Genomic DNA, 18,794 nt, shown 5'->3' with positions numbered 1-18,794 from the left:
AGCGGCAGACGTCGAGAGTGGGTCGTGACGAAAGCGGAGCGAGGCGGATTGATTCGTCGAGTGCTCCGGGAAAGGAACGGTCCGCGATGCGCACCTGGCCGGGACGTCCGTATCCTCTGGGCGCGACATGGGATGGCGAGGGCGTCAACTTTTCCCTCTTTTCCGAAAACGCTACCGCCGTCGAGCTTTGCCTCTTCGACGGACCAGACGCGGAGCAGGAGACCCATCGCATCCGTTTGGAAGAACGGACCGATCAAGTCTGGCACGTCTATATTCCGGGGCTTTGGCCGGGTCAACATTACGGCTACCGCGTTCACGGCCCCTACGCTCCGGAAGAGGGTCATCGGTTCAACCCCCACAAGCTCCTGATCGATCCCTACGCCAAATCCATCGCCGGCACCATCGAATGGGCCGACGCCATGTTCGGCTATCGCATCGGCGATGCCGAATTGGATCTGTCCTTCGACGAGCGGAATAACGCGGGCAACATCCCGAAGAGCGTCGTCATCGATCAAGCCTTTACCTGGGGCGGCGATCGGCCGTTGAAGACTCCGTGGAGCCGCACGGTCATCTATGAAGCGCATGTGAAGGGCTTCACCGCGCGTCATCCCGATGTGCCGGATCATATGCGGGGCACGTATGCCGCGCTCACGACTCCAGCCGTGATCGATCATCTCCTGGATCTTGGTGTGACCGCCCTCGAACTGATGCCGATCCACCAATTCGTGCGGGACAAGCATCTGGCCGAGCGTGGGCTCACCAACTACTGGGGCTACAATACCATCGGATTTTTTGCCCCGGACATTCGCTATGCCGTTTCCCCGGTGCGGGGCCGCCACGTCCGCGAATTCAAGACCATGGTGAAGACGCTGCACAGCGCGGGCATCGAGGTGATTCTCGACGTCGTGTACAACCACACCGCCGAAGGGAACCATCTCGGTCCCACCCTCTCCTTCCGCGGCATCGACAACGCGGCCTACTACCGGCTGATGGAGGACGACAAGCGCTATTACATGGACTATACGGGCTGCGGCAATACCCTCAACGTGACGCATCCGCGGGCGTTGCAGCTCATCATGGATAGCTTGCGATATTGGGTGACCGAGATGCATGTGGACGGGTTCCGCTTCGACCTGGCCGCCGCGCTGGCGCGCGAACTCCATGCCGTGGATCGACTCAGCGCGTTTTTCGATATTCTTCACCAGGATCCCATCCTGTCGCAGGTCAAACTCATTGCGGAGCCGTGGGATGTCGGGGAAGGAGGCTACCAGGTCGGCAACTTCCCCGTAGGGTGGGCCGAGTGGAACGGCAAGTACCGCGACACGATCAGGCGGTATGTGAAGGGCGACGGCGGACAGGTAGCGGAATTGGCCTATCGGTTGACCGGCAGCAGTGATCTGTACGGAGTCAGCGGCCGTCGACCCTATGCCAGCATCAATTTCATCACGGCGCACGATGGATTCACGCTGCAGGATTTGGTGTCCTACAACAACAAGCACAACGAGGCCAACGGAGAAGAGAACCGAGACGGAACGGACGACAATGCGAGCTGGAATTGCGGCGTCGAGGGGAAGACCGCTGATCCTGACGTCTTAGCCTTGCGGGAACGCCAGAAACGCAATTTCCTCACGTTGCTGTTCTTTTCCCAGGGGGTGCCGATGCTCTGCGGCGGCGATGAGCTCGGTCGTACCCAGCTCGGCAATAACAACGCGTATTGTCACGACGACGAATTGGCCTGGCACGACTGGAAACTGGATCGCGCCCAGCGGCACTTCCTCGAATTCGTCAAACGCCTCATTGCATTCCGCAAGAAACATCCGGTGCTCAGGCGTCGCCGATTTTTCCAAGGCCGCCATCTTCGCGGATCGGAAGTGAAGGACCTATCGTGGTTCAGACCGGATGGAAAGGAAATGACGGATGAGGATTGGAACGCCGGTTATGTGCGCTCCCTCGGCGTTCGCCTGGCCGGAGACGCGATAGAAGAAACCGACCAGCAAGGGCGTGCGATTACCGATGACACGCTGCTGCTTCTTCTCAACGCGCACCACGAGGCCCTTTCATTCACCCTGCCCGCGCACAAGCGCGGGGTCAGATGGCAGCCGTTGCTCGACACCTCCTTCGACCAGGATACGGCGCACCCGGTCACCATGCTGAAAGGCGGGGATTCCTACGAAGTCCCGGCCCGCACGGTCGTGTTGCTGCGACTCGGGGAAAGTTCCCGACGAGGTTGATCAGTCACCGTGCCGAGTAGCTGGTTCAGGCCGCAGAGCCTTGTTGTCCGTGCCGGTTCTCCCCTCCTCGCCACCGCCTGACTCCGCGATGTTCTCGATCACTCGGGTCTCCTGTTCTGTGACTAGGGAGACCGCCAGTATCGCTTATGGGCCCTCCTGGTATCGTGCAGCGGTAGGGCGATTCCCTTTTTCGAAGGGCGCTGTCCGTTCCACCCTTCAACCAGGAGTGCAGACCATGCGATGTCTATCCCCCACCCTCGCGTCCCTGATGCTGACCGGGTTTGCCGCGCTCACCCTCGCCGGTTGTTCGAGCTCTCCCACGGCCTCCAGCGTCAAGCCGGAGCGGGAAGTCGGGGTGCGGACCGGCGCGGTGCGAAATATTGCGATCACCGACGGCGTGACCCCGAACAACCTCGCAATCCACGCGGGCGACGAAGTGCGCTGGATCAATCAACGCCGCACGCCTGTGCGAGTGTCGTTTCAAGAGCCGCTGGACCATGCGGTTTCCTGCCAGCGCGGATTCGGGAAGACGATGGGCATGGGTATCGACAACAGTGCCGTGATTGCGCCGAACGAAAGCGCGGGGCTGTGCTTTACCCGCCTGGGTACGAAGCGCTACATCGTGGCCACAGAACCGTCGGACGATCACGACCGAATGCCGGCTGCCAGCGGGTCCGTCACGGTGGAGTAGCCTGCCGCGGCCTCCCCGTCGCGTCAAACACTTTGGACGTGAGGTCTACCAATATGATGATTAGAGGAAGCGGCGACCACGCAGATCCGGAGACAAAACACAACGAGCATGGGCTTGGAGTGAACGATCCTCCGGGCGAAACCGTGTCGACTGTCATGTCATCGAGGGAGAAGGCTCAAGCGATCCGCCCGTGGATCGATCCGGACGAGCGGATCAGGGTGGATTTCGAGGACGCCGTCAACGTCAACGCCGTCGTGCTGGCCTGCACGGACGAGACGGTGGAATTGGAACTCGAGACATCATTTCCGCACCATCGCCAACGAGGCACGGTGCCCTTGCGGCTCGTCGATGTGGGTGAGGATCGCAGCCGCTATACGCGCAATCCGGACAAGCCCCTGCGTTACGGCGTGTTGTGGCTGGGGATTCGTCAGCCCCGCGAGAAGCTGATGGCGGACAATCCGTGAGCACAACCGTCCCACGCGCGTGACTCGTCCCGTTCTGTCCGGTCATCCCCAAGCCTTCGGAGGTTGTCATGACTCTGAAACCCTGTGCACATCCGGCCTGCCGGTGTCAGGCCGAACCCGGCAAGGAATTCTGTTCCGATGTTTGCCGCAACGCCGCTCGGGGTGGCCGACCCTGCCCCTGCGGCCATGCAGGGTGCCGCCGTCCGCGGTAACACGCATCGCTCGTAAGGGCGCGCTGTGGAGCGGAGATCGATCATGCCTCCACGTGTGAGCAACATCCACCTTGAATCCACCCGATCGGAACGGTTGGGCCTCCTTTCGCACGAATGCGTTCGCGTCAAGGAGGTGATGACCGGCGCGCTGGCCATTGCGACTCCGGCCGCTCAGGTGCACGAGGTCATCCAGCTCATGGAATCATTGGACACGTCTCTTGTCGTTGTGTTGGAGGGGCCCCTCTTACTCGGTACCATTTCCGAGCGGGACCTTGCTTTGGCCTGTCCTCAAGCGGACACGCCCATTGCGGCGCTGCTTCCTCCTTCGGCACGCGTCTGCCGTGAGGACGACGTTGTGGCGGAAGCCTATGCCGCGATGCGGCGTTCCGGGCAGACGAGCTTGGCGGTTCTCACATCCGACGGCCGTATTTCCGGCGCACTGTCACGAGCCGCCGCCCTGGCGGTGCAACAACTCCGCCAGGGTACGGATTAGCTCCTACTCGGGTTCAGCCCAGTCCGCGCAAACCTGCCTGCTCGGTATCATCACAGCATGTCGATCACACGTATGGGATTTCAACGGACCTGTCTCGTGGCGGGAATCATCGTGGGCGTCACCGCCGCTGCCACGACTGCGGCGCTGGTCGGGCGGGTCTGGGAAAAACGGCAGAGCGAGAAGACTGGGCTGCTCGGCATCGAGTCCGCCCACCCCTACCTGGCCGGAGATTGGGTGTCGAGTCGTCAACGCGAAGGGCAAAGCCGCAGTAAGTCGGGACGCCGTCACCAGCGTCGACGATGACCAAGGAGGAATCAGCATGACGACCGATCGAAAAGAAAAGGAACGGGATACTGAACAGGCCAGCGGTTTCCTGACGGATGTGAAGACGCTGCGGGAACGGGCTCGCCGGCACATTGAGCAAGGTGCCGTGACCCCCGGCTACGGCGCTCGTGTCGACACCGTCCTCAAATTGCTGAACGAGGCCCTGGCGACGGAATTGGTCTGTGTCCTGCGGTACAAGCGGCATTATTTCATGGCTCAGGGCATCGCCTCGGACAGCGTCAAGGCGGAATTTATGCAACATGCCCAGGAAGAACAGGCGCATGCCGACCAACTGGCTGAACGGATCGTGCAGCTGGGAGGCGAGCCCAACTTGTCCCCTGACGGTCTCTCCGGTCGCAGCCATTCCGAATACATCGAAGGCACCTCGCTCAAAGACATGATCAAAGAGGACCTCGTCGCTGAACGTATTGCCATCGATAGCTATCGCGAAATGATTCTGTTCGTCGGGACCGATGACCCCACGACACGCCGACTGCTGGAGGATATTCAGGCCAAGGAAGAAGAGCATGCGGAGGACCTGGTGAGTCTTCTGCGCGATCAGTGAGCGACAGTTTCAGGTCCATGGCTTGAGGGGCACAGCGGGGCCGGCCGACCGGGCTCAAGGACAGAGGAGGACATCATGGTGCGAATGAGGACAGGAACGACGAGCATGCGTATGAATCTGGCCGGAGCCGCGTGGATTCTTTCCTGCGCGGCGGTTGCGGGCCCAGCTGTTACGGTCTCTGCGGTGGAGTCTCCGGTCGTGCTTCAGGCGTACGAGCCGTTGCCGGTGGTGGCCATGAACGAAGATCAATTCCAGGGCAAATGGAAGCAGTTCAAAGGCGAACTCAAACGCAGATGGGCTAAGTTTACCGATGACGATCTTCTGTACATCGAGGGGAGCCTCGATAAGCTCGACGGCAAAATCCAAGAGCGTTATGGCGATCGCAAAGAGGAGGTGAAGCAATGGGTCGATGAATGGTTCGAACAACGGAAGTCAGAGAAAACCGAGTGACGCGCCCGCGCTGCATGACATGTGGATCGCCCCTCCGTTGACAGACGGCGGGCGATTCGAGCAGGAAGCGGATCACGAAACAGGAGGAGCCCTTGCAATGATGACAAAGTCCGTATCTGCGTGGATGGTCGGAGCGGCGGCGAGTGTGCTGATGGGGCTGACCGAGTTTGCCCCGCCGGTCTCGGCGACCGACGGCAATCTGTTTCAGCAAATGGAGATCGGGCCGATCTCCATCGGCGGCCGTGCAACGTATTTTGACCCCAAGGAAGGAGAGTCCCGCTGGTTCGGAGGCGCGCAGGTCCGGCTCTATCCGTTCAAGTACCTCGCCTTCGAAGGATCGGTGGACTACCGACGGCAGGACCAGGGCGGGTCGCGGGTGCACACCTATCCCGTGCAGGTGTCGGCCTTGATCTACCCGCTTGGTCAAACCAGGCTGGCTCCGTTCCTCATCGGGGGCGGCGGTTGGTACTACACCACGGTCAAGGGGCCCGGCAGCTACGAGAATACACAGAACCGTTTCGGCGCCCATGCGGGCGGCGGCCTGCAGTTCTTTTTCAACAACCATGTCTCCATCGACAGCACATATCGATACCTGTGGTTGGAAGATATTTCTTCCAAGGATCAAAACATCAAGGACAAGAAGTTCAATGACAACGGCCACATGATCACCGTCGGAGTGAACTTCCACTTCTGATCCGGACGACCAGATGCCACGTGACGCGCGAGTCCGGTCTGTGTGTCGCCGGTTCGTCTGGGTGTTAGGAGGATTGGTGCCTGCTGGTGGCGGCGTCCCGCCCGGCTCGGGCGGAGGATACGAGCGACTGGAGGAAGTGTCGACCGCATAAGGAGGGAGCTATGCTGAGCTGGTCGATTACCTTTTTGGTTGTGGCGATTGTTGCGGGCGTGTTGGGGCTGTCGGGCGTCGCGGGAACTGCAACCAATATTGCGTATGTCCTGTTCCTGCTATTCATCATCATGGCGGTTGTGGGCTGGGCCGTCGGAAAGCGGCCTCCGGCGTGAATGTCTCTTGAGGTATGACGCGGGAGAACGGCCAGGGATTCATACGCGACGAGATGCCGGGGCCGAGGCGAATCCCGTTTCTTCAGCCAGTTATCGGGCTGTCGACATCCGTGACCTGCGCCAGTCGTCCGCAACCGCCCCGCCTCCTCGCCGCGCTCATTCAGCGGCGGAGGAGTGCAGCCGACGAGGTCCGACCGCCTGACGAATGGCGGCATAGAGATTTCCGGCAATGCTGTCCTTGGGCAGGAACGCCACGGCCCCCGCATCCAGCATGGCTTGTGCGACATCGGACGTGGTCTCGACCGACAGGCCGATCACCACCGTTCTCGGTCGGTCGCGCAAGAGTCGTCGGGTCGCTTCGGCACCGGTCAATCCGGGCATGCGCATGTCCATCAGTACGACATCGGGCTCCAGCAAGGTCATGTGGGATAATGCTTCTTCCCCGGACTTTGCACGGCCGACGACGGCCAAATCAGTATACCGATCCAGCACTCGACATAACCCCTCACGCACGATCTCGCTGTCGTCCACCACAAGGACGCGTAGCGGAGGCGATTCCTCACAGGGCGAGCCTTCCGCACCGTCCTCTCGTTGATGATGATCATGGGAAGAAGATCCCTGCGCGCGTTCCTCGACGTCGGCCTCCGCGGTTGTGTTCGGTTGGTTGCTTGAGAGCGGCAGCCGCAGCGCTACGGTGGTGCCCCGGCCCGGTTGTGACTCGAGATCCATCACTCCGCCCATGGCGATCATTCGTTCACGGATGCTGAACAATCCGAACTTCTCCGGTGTGTTGTGCGAGAAGGCCTGGAGATCGAATCCGACTCCTCCATCCCGGACGGTGAGGTGCAACATGCCGCCCTCGAGCATCAGAGCGACCCAGGCACGGTCCGTCTGCCCATGTTTGATGACGTTGAACAGCAACTCTCTGACCGATTGGAACAGCAAGACGGCATCCGGCTCCGGGAGCGGGATGTCCAGATCGTGTCCTGAAACCACGACCTCGAAGCCTTGCTGACGGCGGAGCTGATCCGCGAGCCAAAGAATGGCGGCACCGATGCCGAACTCATAGAGGGCCTGCGGCGTCAATTTCGACACGAGGGAACGCGTATAGTCGAGCGATTGGACCAGTAGTTGATCGACGTCCTTGAGCTGCGCCTGTCGCCCTTGGTCGGCGGTCGCCGGCACCACCTGGGCCAGTTTCATTCTGGCCACGACCAACAGTTGTGCCAGGTAGTCATGGAGTTCAGCGGCCAGCCGGCGTCGCTCGGTTTGCTCGGCGAGGGTGAGGTCGGAGGCCAACGCGCGGAGGCGCTCATAGGAGCCGGCGAGCTCCTGCGTCCGTTCCGACACTCGTTGTTCCAGGGTGCTGGCGAGCTGCCGCAGGCGATCCTCCACCAACCGACGTTCCTCGAGTTCCCGAGCCAACGCCTGATTGGCCCGTTCCAACTCGAGGGTTCGTTCGGCGATACGGCGCTCCAATTCCTGGTTGAGCCGGTGGAGATCCTTGTGCGCCTTCTGGACCTCCGTGCGAAGGCCTCGCTCGTGCAGGACGCCGCGCACGGCATCGCCCAGCCGGGCCATCCGATCTTTCAGGATGTAATCGCTCGCGCCGGCCCGAACCAGCGCCACCGCTTCTTCCTCGCCGATCGACCCGGAGACGATGATGCAAGGCGGTGCATCGAGGGCTTCAGCCAAGATTTCGAGGGCCCGACGCGCGCTGAAGTGAGGCATGTTGGCGTCGGCGAGGATGATGTCGAATCGCTCCAAGAGCGCGGTCCGGAATTCTGACTCGCGGTCAACCTGTTTCCAGGTCGGAGCAAATCCCTGTTTCCGTAGCTCCCGCACCACCAACTCGACGTCCGTGCCCTGATCCTCGATGATCAGGATGTGAAGTGGATCTGCCATGCCGCTGCGCTCCTTTGTGTGCCGATGGGGGCCAGGATGGGATGAGCGAAGCGGGGCACTACCCGGTGGCCGATTGATTGATCATCAACCAATAGACGCCGGACTCCCGCACCACGCTGGTGAATTGTTGATAGTCGACCGGCTTGACGATGTAGCTGTTGGCGCCTAGTCCGAAACTTCGTTGCACATCCTGCGACTCTCTGGACGACGTGAGCACCACGATCGGGAGCCGCCGCAGGCGTTCGTGTGACCGGCAATGCTCGAGGACCTCGAAGCCGTTTACCAGCGGCAGCTTCAAGTCGAGGAAGACGACTTTCGGCAGCGCGGCGTCCCTGCGATGCACATACCGTCCTTCGGCCATCAGGTACTCCAACGCTTCGGCTCCGTCGGAGACGACGTGGATTTTGTTCGTGAGATGGGTCTTGCTGATCGCTCGAACCGCCAGTTCCACGTCCTCGGGGTTGTCCTCGACCAGCAAGATATCGGCCTGATCAGCGTGCGTCAGTGTGTGTGCCATTCATCATCTCCAGTGTGAAAAATAACGTTGCTCCCCCGTCCACGATTCCTTCCGCCCCCACCCGGCCTCCATGCCGGCGGATAATCCGTTGGACGTTGGCCAGTCCGACGCCTGTTCCTTCGAACTCGTCCGCGCGGTGAAGTCGTTGGAAGACTCCGAACAACTTGCCTGCATACCGCATGTCGAATCCGACGCCGTTGTCCTTGATAAAGACGAGGCAGAACCGAGGATTCTCTTCATCCGGGCGCCATCCGATTTCGATCCGTGCGACCGGTCTGGGACGCGTGTACTTGAGCGCATTGCCGATCAGGTTCGCGAGCACCAGCTTGATGGTGGCGCGGTCGCCGCGGCAATGCGGCAGGGGCATCACCTGCCACTCGATGTTGCGGCCTTCCTGGTCGGTACGGAGGTCAAACCGCACTTCATCCAGGAGCTCCGACAACGACAGGGGTTTCCGTTCCATTTCCTGTCGGGACAGCCGGGAGAAGGCCAAGAGGTCGTCGATCAGCTGGCCCATCTGCTGGGCGCCCTTGCCGATGATCGTGAGGTAGCGGACGGCTTCCGCCTCCAGGCTCGGGCCGAAGTCTTCGAGCAGCGCCTGGGCGAACCCGCTCATCGTGCGCAACGGCGCCCGGAGGTCGTGCGAGACGCTGTAGGAGAAGGCCTCCAACTCCTTGTTCGCCGCCGCCAAGGCCTCGCTGCGCTCCTCGAGGGAGCGATTGACGGAGGCCAACAGGGCCTCGTGCTGCTTTTGGCTCTCGATGTCGGTCGTCGTTCCAAACCATTTAACGGCCCCATGACCCAGGGGATGCAGCGCCTGCGCCCGGGCCAGGTGCCAGCGGTAGGCGCCGTCGTGCCTCCGCAGGCGATATTCGACGCTGAAAGGAATCTCTCCCTGCGATGCCACTGTTTTTTCCCAGGCCTCCATCGTCTGGTTCCGGTCCTCGGTGTGGATGGATCGGACCCAGCCATGGCCGATGTTGTCCTCCAGGGTGGTTCCCGTATACGTGAACCATTGTTGGCTCAGATAGTCGCAGGCCCCATCGGCGGTGCAAGTCCATACGAGTTGAGGGATCAGTTCGGTCAGAGTCCTAAAGCGGATCTCGCTGAGACGGATAGCTTCCTGGCTGCGGCGGGAATCGGTGACGTCCCGGGAGATCGCAAGCACGCGCGAAACACGGTTTGCGGCGTCGCGGACCGGAGCAACGGCCACGTCCCACCAGCGGGCCGATCCTTTCGCGGTCTCGCAATAACCGGAAAAGCGCGTACTCTCCCCGGCGCGAGCGCGATCGACCGATTGGCGGACGATCGCCTGCCCGTCGTCCGGCCAGAGCTCCCACCATAGCCGCCCCGAGAAGGAGGAAAAATCCTGGATTTCCATCGTCTCGAGGCCGGGTTTGTTCATCGCCAACAGGCGGCCCTCCGCGTCCAGGACCTTCACACAATCCGAACTGCTGTCGAAGAGCAGCCGGTTGAACTCCTCGCGGTTGCGCAGGGCCTCGGCAGAACGGGTACGGGCGATGGCATCGATGGCTTCACGAACATACAGGTCCAGGAGCCGCAACTCGTTCGAACTTGGTTCATGCGGCTGCCGGAAGTGCGTGGAGATGATCCCCAGGAGGGCTCCGCTCGAGTCCAGTAACGGCGTGGATTGGACGGCCCGAAATCCGGCTGCCGCCGCCGCGGCTCTGTGCGGCTCGTATCCGGGATCCACCAGGATATCCTTGATGACCGTTCGCGCTTTGTGCCGCAAGGCGCGGCTGCAAGCCGTGTCATCTTCGCTCGTAATGCGTTCGAATCGCTCCCAAAACTCATCCGTGAAGCCTCGTTGGGCGACGATGTGCAACGACCCTGTCGTCTCGTCGCAGAGTTGGATGTTGCCAAAATCGGCCCCCAGCAACTGCATCGAGGACTCCAGGGCGATTTGCAAGGCATCCGTGAGCGATTCGGCCTTGGAGACGCGCAATCCCATTTCATAGAGGGCCTGTGTCGCGGCCAGCTCTCTCGCCAGCTCGGCCTGGCTGGCTTTCAGGGCCAACCGCGAGCCGATCTCTTCGGTGATGTCTCGGGCGATCTTTGCGGCGCCCACCGGTATGCCGGCTTCGTTGAACACCGGCGAGATACTGACGGACACATCCACTTCCGTCCCATCTTTTCGGTTCCGCCGGGATTCGAACGCCGGAACCCTCCGGCCGGCTCGGATCTCCCGCATGATGCGGAATTCTTCCTCCAGCCGCTCCGTCGGGATCAGGCGGGTGATTTTCTGACCGATGATTTCTTTGGCGGAATATCCGAACAGCCGTTCGGCGGCCGGGTTCCAAGCCGTGATGGTTCCTTCTAAATCCTTCCCGACGATCGCGTCGTCGCTGGCCGTCACGATCGCCGCCAGTCGAGCCCGATCCTGTTCCCCATGAATGCGTTCGCTGATATCGGTGTTCGTCCCGAGCCAGAGGGTGATCCGCCCCTGCGCGTCGTGCAGCGGGACGGCACGCGAAAGAAACCAGCGATAGGTGCCGTCCGTTCCTCGCAGCGGAAAGGTGTCTTCCCACGGTTCTCCGGTGTCGAAACAGCGGCGGATCTTTTCCACGACGCGGTTCACGTGATCCGGATGATGAACCTTTTGCCAGCCCCATCCCTGCATGTCCTCCAGCGTCGTTCCCGTATACTCATACCAGCGCCGGTTGTACCAATAGATGTATCCGCGTTCGTCGGCCATCCAAGCGAACTGGGACATGTTGTCGGCCAGCACCCGAAAGCGCTCCTGCGCAGCCAGCAAATCGTTTTGCGCGTGCCGCAGGTCCGTGACATCGGTGAAGACCTCGACGACCGTCCCCGAGCGTTCTTCGCCGCCTGGGCGGAAGAGCCGTTGCACCGCCACGGTCCGTTCCGTGCCGTCCCGGCGAAGACAGCGCAATTCACCCTGCCACCGGCCATGGTTCCAGAGAGCGGTTTGGATCTCCCGTTCGTCCGTCGAGCTCTGCACATGCAGGAGATCGGTGCTGCCTTGCCCGACGGCCTCGACCTTGGACCACCCGAACACGCGCTCCATTCCCTCACTCCAGAATCGGATCCTGCCCTGCCAATCGCGAACGAGAACCGGCACGGCTTCCATGACGTGCGCGCGGGCATACAACTGCTCGACTCGCTCCATCTCCGCCCGATCCCTGATCAGGAGCATCGCTCCCACCCCGAGCAGGATCAGCGCCAAAGAGGCGCCCGCCAACATGCTGGTGTCGGTGCGATAGCGGACACGTTGCTCGTGCTCCTCAATGGCGGCAAGGGACTGTGACCAGCGCTGCTCCAACTCGAGGGTGGCGCCCCGGATGCGATCCATGACCGTTTGCCCATGCCCGTTCTTGATGAGTTCCAGCGCCTTCGCGGGCGACTGCTTGGCGAGCGCGAGGGATTCGTTGAGCTCGGTTAGTTTGTCGTTCGTCAGTTGGATGAGTGACTGAACCGTTCCCGTTTCCTGAGCCAGGCTTGGCGCCAGCCGATCGAGCTGTGCCAAGGACGTGGGCAACGAGGCCAATGCGGCTTGGTACGGGCCAAGGTAAGAAGGGTCCGACGTGAGTAAGTATCCGCGCTGTCCGTTTTCCGCGTCCTGAAGATGGGAGAAGAACGAGCGGACAGTGCGCAGCCCCTCTCGCAAGTCTCGCGCTTCGTCGCGTTGCTGTTCCTGTTCCTGGAGTCCTGCGTAGGCAATCCAGACGAGGCCCACCAGCACGATCATTCCTGCGGCGAGGCCGAGGAAGCTCAGGGTCCTACGAAACTGCATCATGTGGTCCGAGTGGACTGACATGGACCCTCAGAGGGCGGGATGGATAGATCCGCGATGTGAGCCAGAATATCATGCGTCCATTTCGCGTACCAGGCGTCATGCGCCGCATTCATCATGGTCTCGCCGCTTTCTGCCGTCTCGGATCTTCAGGGACCGCTCCCAACCGAATACTGTCCCCGGTCGAGACCGCGGACACCACCCCACAGTATGAAGAGACCGTGACTTCGGGAGGACTAGGGGAGACCCTAGTCTGCGGCGCTTCACGAAGTGGATTGGGAATTCCGGTCAGACGGCGTCCCGATTGACCAGGGTAGCTCGGGTGGCCGACTAGGGTACGTTCCAGTCGGGAGTGTGGAGCCGTGTGCGTACAGTGGACACATGATGAAGCAAGGTCACTCAGCTAGCACGGCACAATATTCGACGGAGGTATCCATGATGTCTCCACTCCATGACCATCCGACATCTCTCGATCGGCCGCCTTCCTTTGATTCTCAGATCGACCATGACGACTGCCGGCGTTGCGGAGGCTTCTTGGTGGCTGAGCCCTGTCTTGACTTCTATAACGACGGAGGCGCGTGCCGTTGTGAGGTGCGACGCTGTGTGCAGTGCGGCGACGTGGTGGATGACGTCATCCTCCGCAACCGGTGTCGCGTTCAGTCTGCAGATGCCGCTCCCGATCTCGTGATGGTTGGGGCGGAGGGGTAGCACCGAGCCGGGCAGCCATCGCATCCACCAACAATGGCGGAGCGAGCTCCGGAATCCCTTGCCCCTTCACCGACGACGCGGTCGGCCGGTTTACAGCCATGAAGCGCCGGGGGACTTCGGAGGAGCGGCCGACTTGGTTGGGTTGTTGACGACCGGGTCGGCCGCTGCTCAGTCGGTGGCAAATAGAAAGTAAGCGTATGGGGTCCGCCCGTGACGCTCCGGTTCGGGAAACAGCAGAAGCCTCGTTCCGGCTGAGCGGGAAACGGTGGGCGCTATAGGCTCGAAGGTCCGCTGGTGCATGAGTCAGTACCCCGGCACTGTCGCGGCCCCGCCCTAGCTGTATCAGCGAACGATCGTGACTTTGTGCGAGTGTGTGAGATCCCGGCGGCAGGCCGCCTCAATTTCCGAATTGATCTCCCCGCCGATGAGAATCATCAACCCGGTGAAGTAGAACCACAGCAGCAGGACGATGACTCCGCCGATGGAGCCGTAGACGACGTTGTAGGTGCCGAAATGGTTGACGTACAGTTTGAAGCCGAATGAGACCGTGATCCACGCGATGACCGCGAAGATCGCACCGGGCGTGATCCATCGCCACGGTTGCTTGATGTCGGGACAGACGTGGTAGATCAACGACACGGCCAGCAGCAGGGGCGCCGCAATGAGAGGCCATTGGACCACGTCCCATATCATGGCCAGTGCCCAATCCAAGCCCAAAGCTTCCGCTCCCCATTGCGCGAGGTTGCTTCCATAGAGGCTCAGCGCAGTGGACAGGAGCACGAACAGGGCGAGCACCAACGTCAAGAGGATCCCGATCAATCGGACCTTCCAAAACGGTCGTGTCTCGACCGTGCCGTAGGCGACGTTCAAGGCTTCCATGATGGCGGTGATGCCGCTCGACGAGGCCCACAGAGCACCCAGAACACCCATGGATATCAGATCCACCCCGCTTCCCTGCATCACGCTTTCGATATACTTTTGAATGAGGCTGAAGGCGTCGGCCGGCAGCACGGTTTGCATATACTGCATCAGCTCGGGGATCGAGGCGCTGAAAGGGAAGAGCCCGACCAGTGCCGTGAGAAACAACAGAGCGGGAAACAGGGCCAGGAGAAAGTAGTAGGCCAGTTGGGCCGCGCGTCCGAACATTTCGTCCTGCTCGATTTCAAACCAGACGCGTTTGGCCAGGGCCAGCCAGTCTGCCCCGCCCAGACGCCGCCGCCCCGCTTTGCGTTCCGATCTGCCCGCTGCCGAATACAATCGGTCACCGTTGCCGCCGGCTGGTGTCCTGCGTGACTCCCTCCACAGCCTTCTCCACTTCTTCTCGTGCCGATTCCACGAAGTCTTTGGCTTGACGCCCGGCGCGGCGCACCGTGTCCTGTCCCTTCTGCACGAACCTCTGTCCGCCTTCCACCGCACGGTCCCATGCCTCTGAACCTTGCTCCACCGCACCGTCCAGTTCATCTTTCGCGCGTGCCGCATAGTCTCGCAGCATGCCCCGCATCCGTGAGCCGGTTTGGGGGGCAAAGAGCAGTGCAACTCCGGCGCCGACCAAAGCGCCGGCTAGAAATGCCGACAGGTTGCCTGAATCCTGATATTCGCTGTCTCTCATCGCGTTACCTCCATAGGAATGTTGATGATGGCGGCAGGTCTTGGTTTGCAAGATGCGCCGGTGGCTGCCTCCATCGGCCGGCCTCTCGTGCCCACGTCAATGTAGTGGGATTCAGCTGCAGTTCCGACTAGCAATAACCCCTGCTCTGCCCTGCGACCACCCTTGGGGGTGAACCGATGTCGAGCGATCCCGAGCTCAAAGACTCAGTCGATACACGGAGTGTTGCAACGCCAACGGCCGTTCGTTGTCGCTGCCTCGCATGATCTTGAACAGATTTCGAAGAAGCAATGGTGATAACGGAGGGTATTGATTGGAGGAGTCGTGCTACGGAGAAGGGGGGCGCTGCGGTAATCCGCGCAGCGCTCCCGCATTTGTCGGCGCGGTGAGTCCGCTCTTGAGGCGTTAGCTGGGATGTGGTCCGAGGCTCTCGGAGGTCCCTCCAACCCGGCCGAGTTCAATTTCGTAGCGGCCTCGTCCAAGATACGTCATCCTGACCCGGCCGGCCCGGCTCAGGCGATCCACTTCAGAGAAGACCTGATTCCAAGTCAGATCCGGCATTGCCCGGACCAAGGAGTCGAGTTCGCATCCGGTTTTGCCGGCCAGCATGTCGTTGATGCGTGCGGTGATGGTCGTGCCTCCAGGCTCCCCGAGGTTCGATGCGCTGGTGGACCGCAGGAATCCCTCCCGTTCCTGCTTTCGTTCCCCATGCAGGTTCCTGAGCAATCCGGCACAGAAATCACAGTAGGTATGCGTCAGCCGGTAGTCTCCGGATTTCAGCCCATGATCATCGAGGTATTGATTGAGAGTACTCCATTGGTCAGTCGGCCCGCTTTTTCGCGCATCATCCCGCACGGCACTGCAGACGCAGCAGATCGGAATATAATGTGCACTGGCCATGGTCGTCCTCCTGGTAGGAAATCGACGGGTTGCTGAATGCTTCACCATGATAGGCTTTCCAAGCGGTTTTTCAATCTGGGAACATCCCTAGATGCGTTTGTTCCTGTGTTAAGGCCGTCCTTCCCGTGGGGAGCCCAGCTTTTCCGCCTGGAGCCGCCGCCAGGTTGCGTAATCCGATGCCGAGGCGCCGATGATCAGGGGCACCGATTCGTGCGCCGCGGGGTCTAGGGTTGACGGGAAGATCCATTCTCGCCTCTTTTTCCTTCGTCTCAGCGGCGCCATCGATGCAACGCTAAGGTTTGTCCGGCAGGCCTAGATCTGTCGCTCCCTGCAACCCTTCTCTCTTGGCATTATCACGGCTACTTGCGGCATTCGGCCCTCGGAAAACTCCTAGGGCTTGAATCCCTTCCGAGGCCTCGCCGGCGTGTCCTCTTGTCCGGCCACGTGATGGGCGACGAATCGGACTGGGGCTGTTGCAGGATTCAGCTAGGGGTTCGACCAGCAGTCGCGGCCCATTCCCTCTGTCATCGTGCAACCAGATGATTTCACGATGGGAGCAGAACAATAGGAACAATAGAAGGGAGACGATGATGACTTTTGGATCGCAAGAACGAACGCGTACAAACGTGAAATTCACCGCTGGACTGATCATCTCGAGCCATACTCCCTGTTCTCGCTGCGGAGGCCTTCTCGTGGGAGAACGATGCATGGAGATGGGCGAGCATTTTGCCGGGTCTTGCATTTGGGTCGCGCGCTGCATTCAATGCGGCGACGTCACGGATGAACTCATTCGACAGCGAAGGAAGGGCCGGGCCTTCCTCGCCCAGGTCTATCAAGCCGTTTCATGACCTCCCCACGGAGGTGCTGATTCCAACCACCGTCCTATCAGCCGGGTCTGGCTGATGGGAGCGGAATGGTGCTGCGGAGTCTGCCAGCTCTTGCTCACGGAAAAAATTATGACAAGACGGGCTCGATGCGGATGAAGCAGCGATGCGACATGATTCGGTCAGCGGATATGTCGGGTCATTGGCCCGCATCGCGTGGACGGACCGGCGTCCCTCCACGCGGTGCGCCTGGGGCATCGATCGATCTTGGTCTGCTCATTCTGAGCATCGACCCAGACTGTGTGTGATGTGTCCGATGCGTCGATACCGTCCACGACATCACGGTGCGGCCGTCCTTGTTTTCCATCTCAGCCTCGGCGGCCTTCCCCGGAACCGCTGTCAGTGCATGATGGACCGCTTCCTCCGGCGTGATCGTCGCGCTCGAGGCGAGTTGGTTGTTCATCTCCAACAGCGTCCAAGCGCGGCTTGCGACAAGTCCGAGCACGGGTATGAGCAGCAGCGAGATGCGCGTGGTATTCGTGTGTGAGTCATGCAGCGTCTCCTTTTGTCTCGTTGACCGTGACTCGGGACTTAGCAGCTCCCGCGGGAGGCTACCGTGTGGTCTGTGATTGGAAACGTCCCGGTTCGGTGCGTCCGTGGCTGCGATACCAATCGTCGGCCCACCGAACCACGTCATCTTTCTTGTCGCCGTAGCGCTCCTGAACGCGGCCGAGGAACTTGTCGTAATCGCCCTCGATTTGCAGGAGATCATCGTCCGTGATTTTGCCCCACTGTTTCTTGACCTCCCCTTTGAACTGGATCCACTTGCCCTTGAATTGATCAGCGTTCATTGATCGCCTCCCTGGTTGAATAGGTGTGCCGACTCGCTCTATCCGTAGTCTTAGCAGCAAGCTTGTGCTCAACCGACTGGCAAAGACCCTAGCCTTGAGGCATCACCGCTCGAGTGGCGCAAGCCGCTCGGGTGCGGCGGGCGTACGGCATGATCCGGAGTCGGGGGATTGGGGGAAGAAACGGATCGGGCGGAGTCGGTGGCGGCCGGGGCGAAGGGAAAGGATCGGGCTCGGGCCTTCGCGGGTCAGGATTTTGGCGAGCGTCCTCATGGTGACTTCCCTCCTGGGTTCTGAGTGAGCCGGACGAGTTACATGCGTCGATGCCCGTGTGTGCCGGTGAGGAGTCCGAGTTGTAGGCGATCCTCGACACACTCCCAATCGATGTTCCGGAAGAATGCCTCGATGTATTGTTTTCGCTCTGCCGGCGAATAGTCTAAGAGATACGCGTGTTCCCATACATCCATCACCAGCAGGGGAATAAAACCCGTGACGTTTCCATGCTCATGCAGGGATACCCAGTGATTGGACATGCGCCCGCTGGAAGGATCGAGGTGGCAGATGGCCCATCCGATCCCGCGAAGCATGCCCACGCTGCTGAAGTCCGCTTTCCAGCGTTCGAATGTTCCGAAACTCGCTTCCACGGCTTGCCGAAACGCCGAAACCGAGCCGGGCGGTTCCGAGTCCCTTCGGCTCAGGTTGCCGAAATAGTGTTCGTGCAAAATCATCCCGTTGTATTCAAACCCCAGCCGCCGATTGAGCTCGGAGTAGGCCGGCATTTCCTCCTGGTCGACTCGACCGTCGCGCATGAATTCGACCAACTGTGCGTGAAGCTGGTTGGCCGCCTTGACGTACCCTTCGTACAGTCCGAAGTGCATGTGCAGCGTCCGGTCGGAAATTCCGTCGAGATCGCTCAGGTCGAAGTGTTTGACCTCGTATGTCTGGCTGTTCAGCATTTGCGCCTCCCTGTGCGAGTGTGTGTGCCACGGCCCGACAATCACCTGTGCGTCGGGGCCTGCTTCCACCGACGAACTCAGGCCTCCGTGCTGCCGCTGCGTCGTCCAGATGCCGCGGGACGATGCTGCGTGAGTGCAAACGGGGGGTCGGCGATTCCGCGGCTCTTCTCCAACCTATCGCCGGGTATCCGATCGTCGTACTAGGAAAATCGCTTGCGCGTGCGGTAGGTCTAGCTCGGGAGCGCTGAGCATGTTGTGGAACAAGAAGGATTGTCGAGTGGAGCGCAAAGGCGCGTCATACGAAG

19 protein-coding genes are annotated in these 18,794 nt (G+C 60.8%); 11 read left to right on the top strand and 8 right to left on the bottom strand.

The genetic code is table 11. The features are described from left to right. Positions 1-86 precede the first annotated feature (86 nt). The 9 genes from glgX (at position 87) to KF814_00810 (ending at position 6,450) form a co-directional block, all read left to right on the top strand. A complete protein-coding gene (gene glgX, locus KF814_00850; GenBank protein ID MBX3234672.1) occupies positions 87-2,231 on the top strand; it encodes a glycogen debranching protein GlgX in 2,145 nt (714 codons plus the stop codon). Between the two features lie 235 nt (positions 2,232-2,466). Continuing rightward, positions 2,467-2,922, top strand: a complete 456-nt coding sequence (locus KF814_00845; protein MBX3234671.1) for a hypothetical protein — start codon at positions 2,467-2,469, stop codon at positions 2,920-2,922. A gap of 53 nt (positions 2,923-2,975) precedes the next feature. Continuing rightward, positions 2,976-3,386 (top strand): hypothetical protein, encoded by a 411-nt coding sequence (locus KF814_00840; GenBank protein ID MBX3234670.1) that lies wholly within the window; start codon positions 2,976-2,978, stop codon positions 3,384-3,386. 255 nt (positions 3,387-3,641) lie between these two features. Beyond that, the gene (locus KF814_00835) at positions 3,642-4,091 is read left to right on the top strand and encodes a CBS domain-containing protein (GenBank protein ID MBX3234669.1); all 450 of its coding nucleotides are present in this window, start codon (positions 3,642-3,644) and stop codon (positions 4,089-4,091) included. A gap of 57 nt (positions 4,092-4,148) precedes the next feature. Further along, complete coding sequence (locus KF814_00830) at positions 4,149-4,394, top strand: hypothetical protein (protein ID MBX3234668.1); 246 nt, start codon at positions 4,149-4,151, stop codon at positions 4,392-4,394. A 16-nt stretch (positions 4,395-4,410) separates the two neighbouring features. Then, the gene (locus KF814_00825) at positions 4,411-4,980 is read left to right on the top strand and encodes a hypothetical protein (protein ID MBX3234667.1); all 570 of its coding nucleotides are present in this window, start codon (positions 4,411-4,413) and stop codon (positions 4,978-4,980) included. A gap of 234 nt (positions 4,981-5,214) precedes the next feature. Beyond that, a complete protein-coding gene (locus KF814_00820; GenBank protein MBX3234666.1) occupies positions 5,215-5,430 on the top strand; it encodes a CsbD family protein in 216 nt (71 codons plus the stop codon). Positions 5,431-5,527: 97 nt separating this feature from the next. After that, on the top strand, positions 5,528-6,124 hold the full coding sequence (locus KF814_00815; GenBank protein MBX3234665.1) for a porin family protein: 597 nt from the start codon (positions 5,528-5,530) through the stop codon (positions 6,122-6,124). A 161-nt stretch (positions 6,125-6,285) separates the two neighbouring features. Then, a complete protein-coding gene (locus KF814_00810; GenBank protein ID MBX3234664.1) occupies positions 6,286-6,450 on the top strand; it encodes a DUF1328 domain-containing protein in 165 nt (54 codons plus the stop codon). A gap of 156 nt (positions 6,451-6,606) precedes the next feature. Here the strand turns inward: KF814_00810 and KF814_00805 are convergent, their stop codons facing one another. Genes KF814_00805 through KF814_00795 form a run of 3 tightly spaced genes read right to left on the bottom strand, consistent with a single transcriptional unit; the run spans position 6,607 to position 12,650 of the window. Further along, the gene (locus KF814_00805; GenBank protein ID MBX3234663.1) at positions 6,607-8,355 is read right to left on the bottom strand and encodes a response regulator; all 1,749 of its coding nucleotides are present in this window, start codon (positions 8,353-8,355) and stop codon (positions 6,607-6,609) included. A 58-nt stretch (positions 8,356-8,413) separates the two neighbouring features. Continuing rightward, positions 8,414-8,872: a response regulator gene (locus KF814_00800; GenBank protein MBX3234662.1), complete on the bottom strand. Its 459-nt coding sequence runs from the start codon at positions 8,870-8,872 to the stop codon at positions 8,414-8,416. Continuing rightward, the gene (locus tag KF814_00795) at positions 8,847-12,650 is read right to left on the bottom strand and encodes a PAS domain S-box protein (protein ID MBX3234661.1); all 3,804 of its coding nucleotides are present in this window, start codon (positions 12,648-12,650) and stop codon (positions 8,847-8,849) included. Before KF814_00795 ends, KF814_00800 begins: the two co-directional genes overlap by 26 nt. A 432-nt stretch (positions 12,651-13,082) precedes the next feature. On the opposite strand from KF814_00795, the gene KF814_00790 reads away from it, so the two are divergent. Next, positions 13,083-13,355: a hypothetical protein gene (locus tag KF814_00790; GenBank protein MBX3234660.1), complete on the top strand. Its 273-nt coding sequence runs from the start codon at positions 13,083-13,085 to the stop codon at positions 13,353-13,355. A 342-nt stretch (positions 13,356-13,697) separates the two neighbouring features. Here KF814_00790 and KF814_00785 read toward each other — a convergent pair whose 3' ends face one another. The 3 genes from KF814_00785 to KF814_00775 form a co-directional block, all read right to left on the bottom strand. Continuing rightward, a complete protein-coding gene (locus tag KF814_00785; protein MBX3234659.1) occupies positions 13,698-14,612 on the bottom strand; it encodes a YihY/virulence factor BrkB family protein in 915 nt (304 codons plus the stop codon). Between the two features lie 4 nt (positions 14,613-14,616). Next, the gene (locus tag KF814_00780) at positions 14,617-14,964 is read right to left on the bottom strand and encodes a YtxH domain-containing protein (protein MBX3234658.1); all 348 of its coding nucleotides are present in this window, start codon (positions 14,962-14,964) and stop codon (positions 14,617-14,619) included. A gap of 402 nt (positions 14,965-15,366) precedes the next feature. Beyond that, entirely contained in the window at positions 15,367-15,861 is a 495-nt protein-coding gene (locus KF814_00775) for a hypothetical protein (GenBank protein ID MBX3234657.1), read from the bottom strand. 692 nt (positions 15,862-16,553) lie between these two features. Between KF814_00775 and KF814_00770 the strand changes: the two genes are divergently transcribed. Beyond that, positions 16,554-16,709, top strand: coding sequence for a hypothetical protein (locus KF814_00770; GenBank protein ID MBX3234656.1), 156 nt, complete (start codon positions 16,554-16,556; stop codon positions 16,707-16,709). A 587-nt stretch (positions 16,710-17,296) separates the two neighbouring features. On the opposite strand, the gene KF814_00765 is transcribed toward KF814_00770, so the two are convergent. Beyond that, positions 17,297-17,536 carry a CsbD family protein gene (locus KF814_00765; GenBank protein ID MBX3234655.1) on the bottom strand — a complete coding sequence of 80 codons (240 nt, stop codon included), beginning with the start codon at positions 17,534-17,536 and terminating at the stop codon, positions 17,297-17,299. Positions 17,537-17,844: 308 nt separating this feature from the next. Then, on the bottom strand, positions 17,845-18,489 hold the full coding sequence (locus KF814_00760) for a hypothetical protein (protein ID MBX3234654.1): 645 nt from the start codon (positions 18,487-18,489) through the stop codon (positions 17,845-17,847). Positions 18,490-18,794: the final 305 nt, after the last annotated feature.

This window comes from Nitrospiraceae bacterium (assembly GCA_019637075.1).
Taxonomy (GTDB): domain Bacteria; phylum Nitrospirota; class Nitrospiria; order Nitrospirales; family Nitrospiraceae; genus JAHBWI01.
The sequence above is the reverse complement of the archived record's forward strand: the minus strand, read 5'-3'. Positions and strand labels throughout refer to the sequence as shown.

What these genes read in the sequence shown, in the direction of transcription:
- glgX (MBX3234672.1), top strand. Translation starts at nt 87, where the DNA reads ATGCGCACCTGGCCGGGACGTCCGTATCCTCTGGGCGCGACATGGGAT.
- KF814_00845 (MBX3234671.1), top strand. Translation starts at nt 2,467, where the DNA reads ATGCGATGTCTATCCCCCACCCTCGCGTCCCTGATGCTGACCGGGTTT.
- KF814_00840 (MBX3234670.1), top strand. Translation starts at nt 2,976, where the DNA reads ATGATGATTAGAGGAAGCGGCGACCACGCAGATCCGGAGACAAAACAC.
- KF814_00835 (MBX3234669.1), top strand. Translation starts at nt 3,642, where the DNA reads ATGCCTCCACGTGTGAGCAACATCCACCTTGAATCCACCCGATCGGAA.
- KF814_00830 (MBX3234668.1), top strand. Translation starts at nt 4,149, where the DNA reads ATGTCGATCACACGTATGGGATTTCAACGGACCTGTCTCGTGGCGGGA.
- KF814_00825 (MBX3234667.1), top strand. Translation starts at nt 4,411, where the DNA reads ATGACGACCGATCGAAAAGAAAAGGAACGGGATACTGAACAGGCCAGC.
- KF814_00820 (MBX3234666.1), top strand. Translation starts at nt 5,215, where the DNA reads ATGAACGAAGATCAATTCCAGGGCAAATGGAAGCAGTTCAAAGGCGAA.
- KF814_00815 (MBX3234665.1), top strand. Translation starts at nt 5,528, where the DNA reads ATGATGACAAAGTCCGTATCTGCGTGGATGGTCGGAGCGGCGGCGAGT.
- KF814_00810 (MBX3234664.1), top strand. Translation starts at nt 6,286, where the DNA reads ATGCTGAGCTGGTCGATTACCTTTTTGGTTGTGGCGATTGTTGCGGGC.
- KF814_00805 (MBX3234663.1), bottom strand. Translation starts at nt 8,355, where the DNA reads ATGGCAGATCCACTTCACATCCTGATCATCGAGGATCAGGGCACGGAC.
- KF814_00800 (MBX3234662.1), bottom strand. Translation starts at nt 8,872, where the DNA reads ATGGCACACACACTGACGCACGCTGATCAGGCCGATATCTTGCTGGTC.
- KF814_00795 (MBX3234661.1), bottom strand. Translation starts at nt 12,650, where the DNA reads ATGATGCAGTTTCGTAGGACCCTGAGCTTCCTCGGCCTCGCCGCAGGA.
- KF814_00790 (MBX3234660.1), top strand. Translation starts at nt 13,083, where the DNA reads ATGATGTCTCCACTCCATGACCATCCGACATCTCTCGATCGGCCGCCT.
- KF814_00780 (MBX3234658.1), bottom strand. Translation starts at nt 14,964, where the DNA reads ATGAGAGACAGCGAATATCAGGATTCAGGCAACCTGTCGGCATTTCTA.
- KF814_00775 (MBX3234657.1), bottom strand. Translation starts at nt 15,861, where the DNA reads ATGGCCAGTGCACATTATATTCCGATCTGCTGCGTCTGCAGTGCCGTG.
- KF814_00765 (MBX3234655.1), bottom strand. Translation starts at nt 17,536, where the DNA reads ATGAACGCTGATCAATTCAAGGGCAAGTGGATCCAGTTCAAAGGGGAG.
- KF814_00760 (MBX3234654.1), bottom strand. Translation starts at nt 18,489, where the DNA reads ATGCTGAACAGCCAGACATACGAGGTCAAACACTTCGACCTGAGCGAT.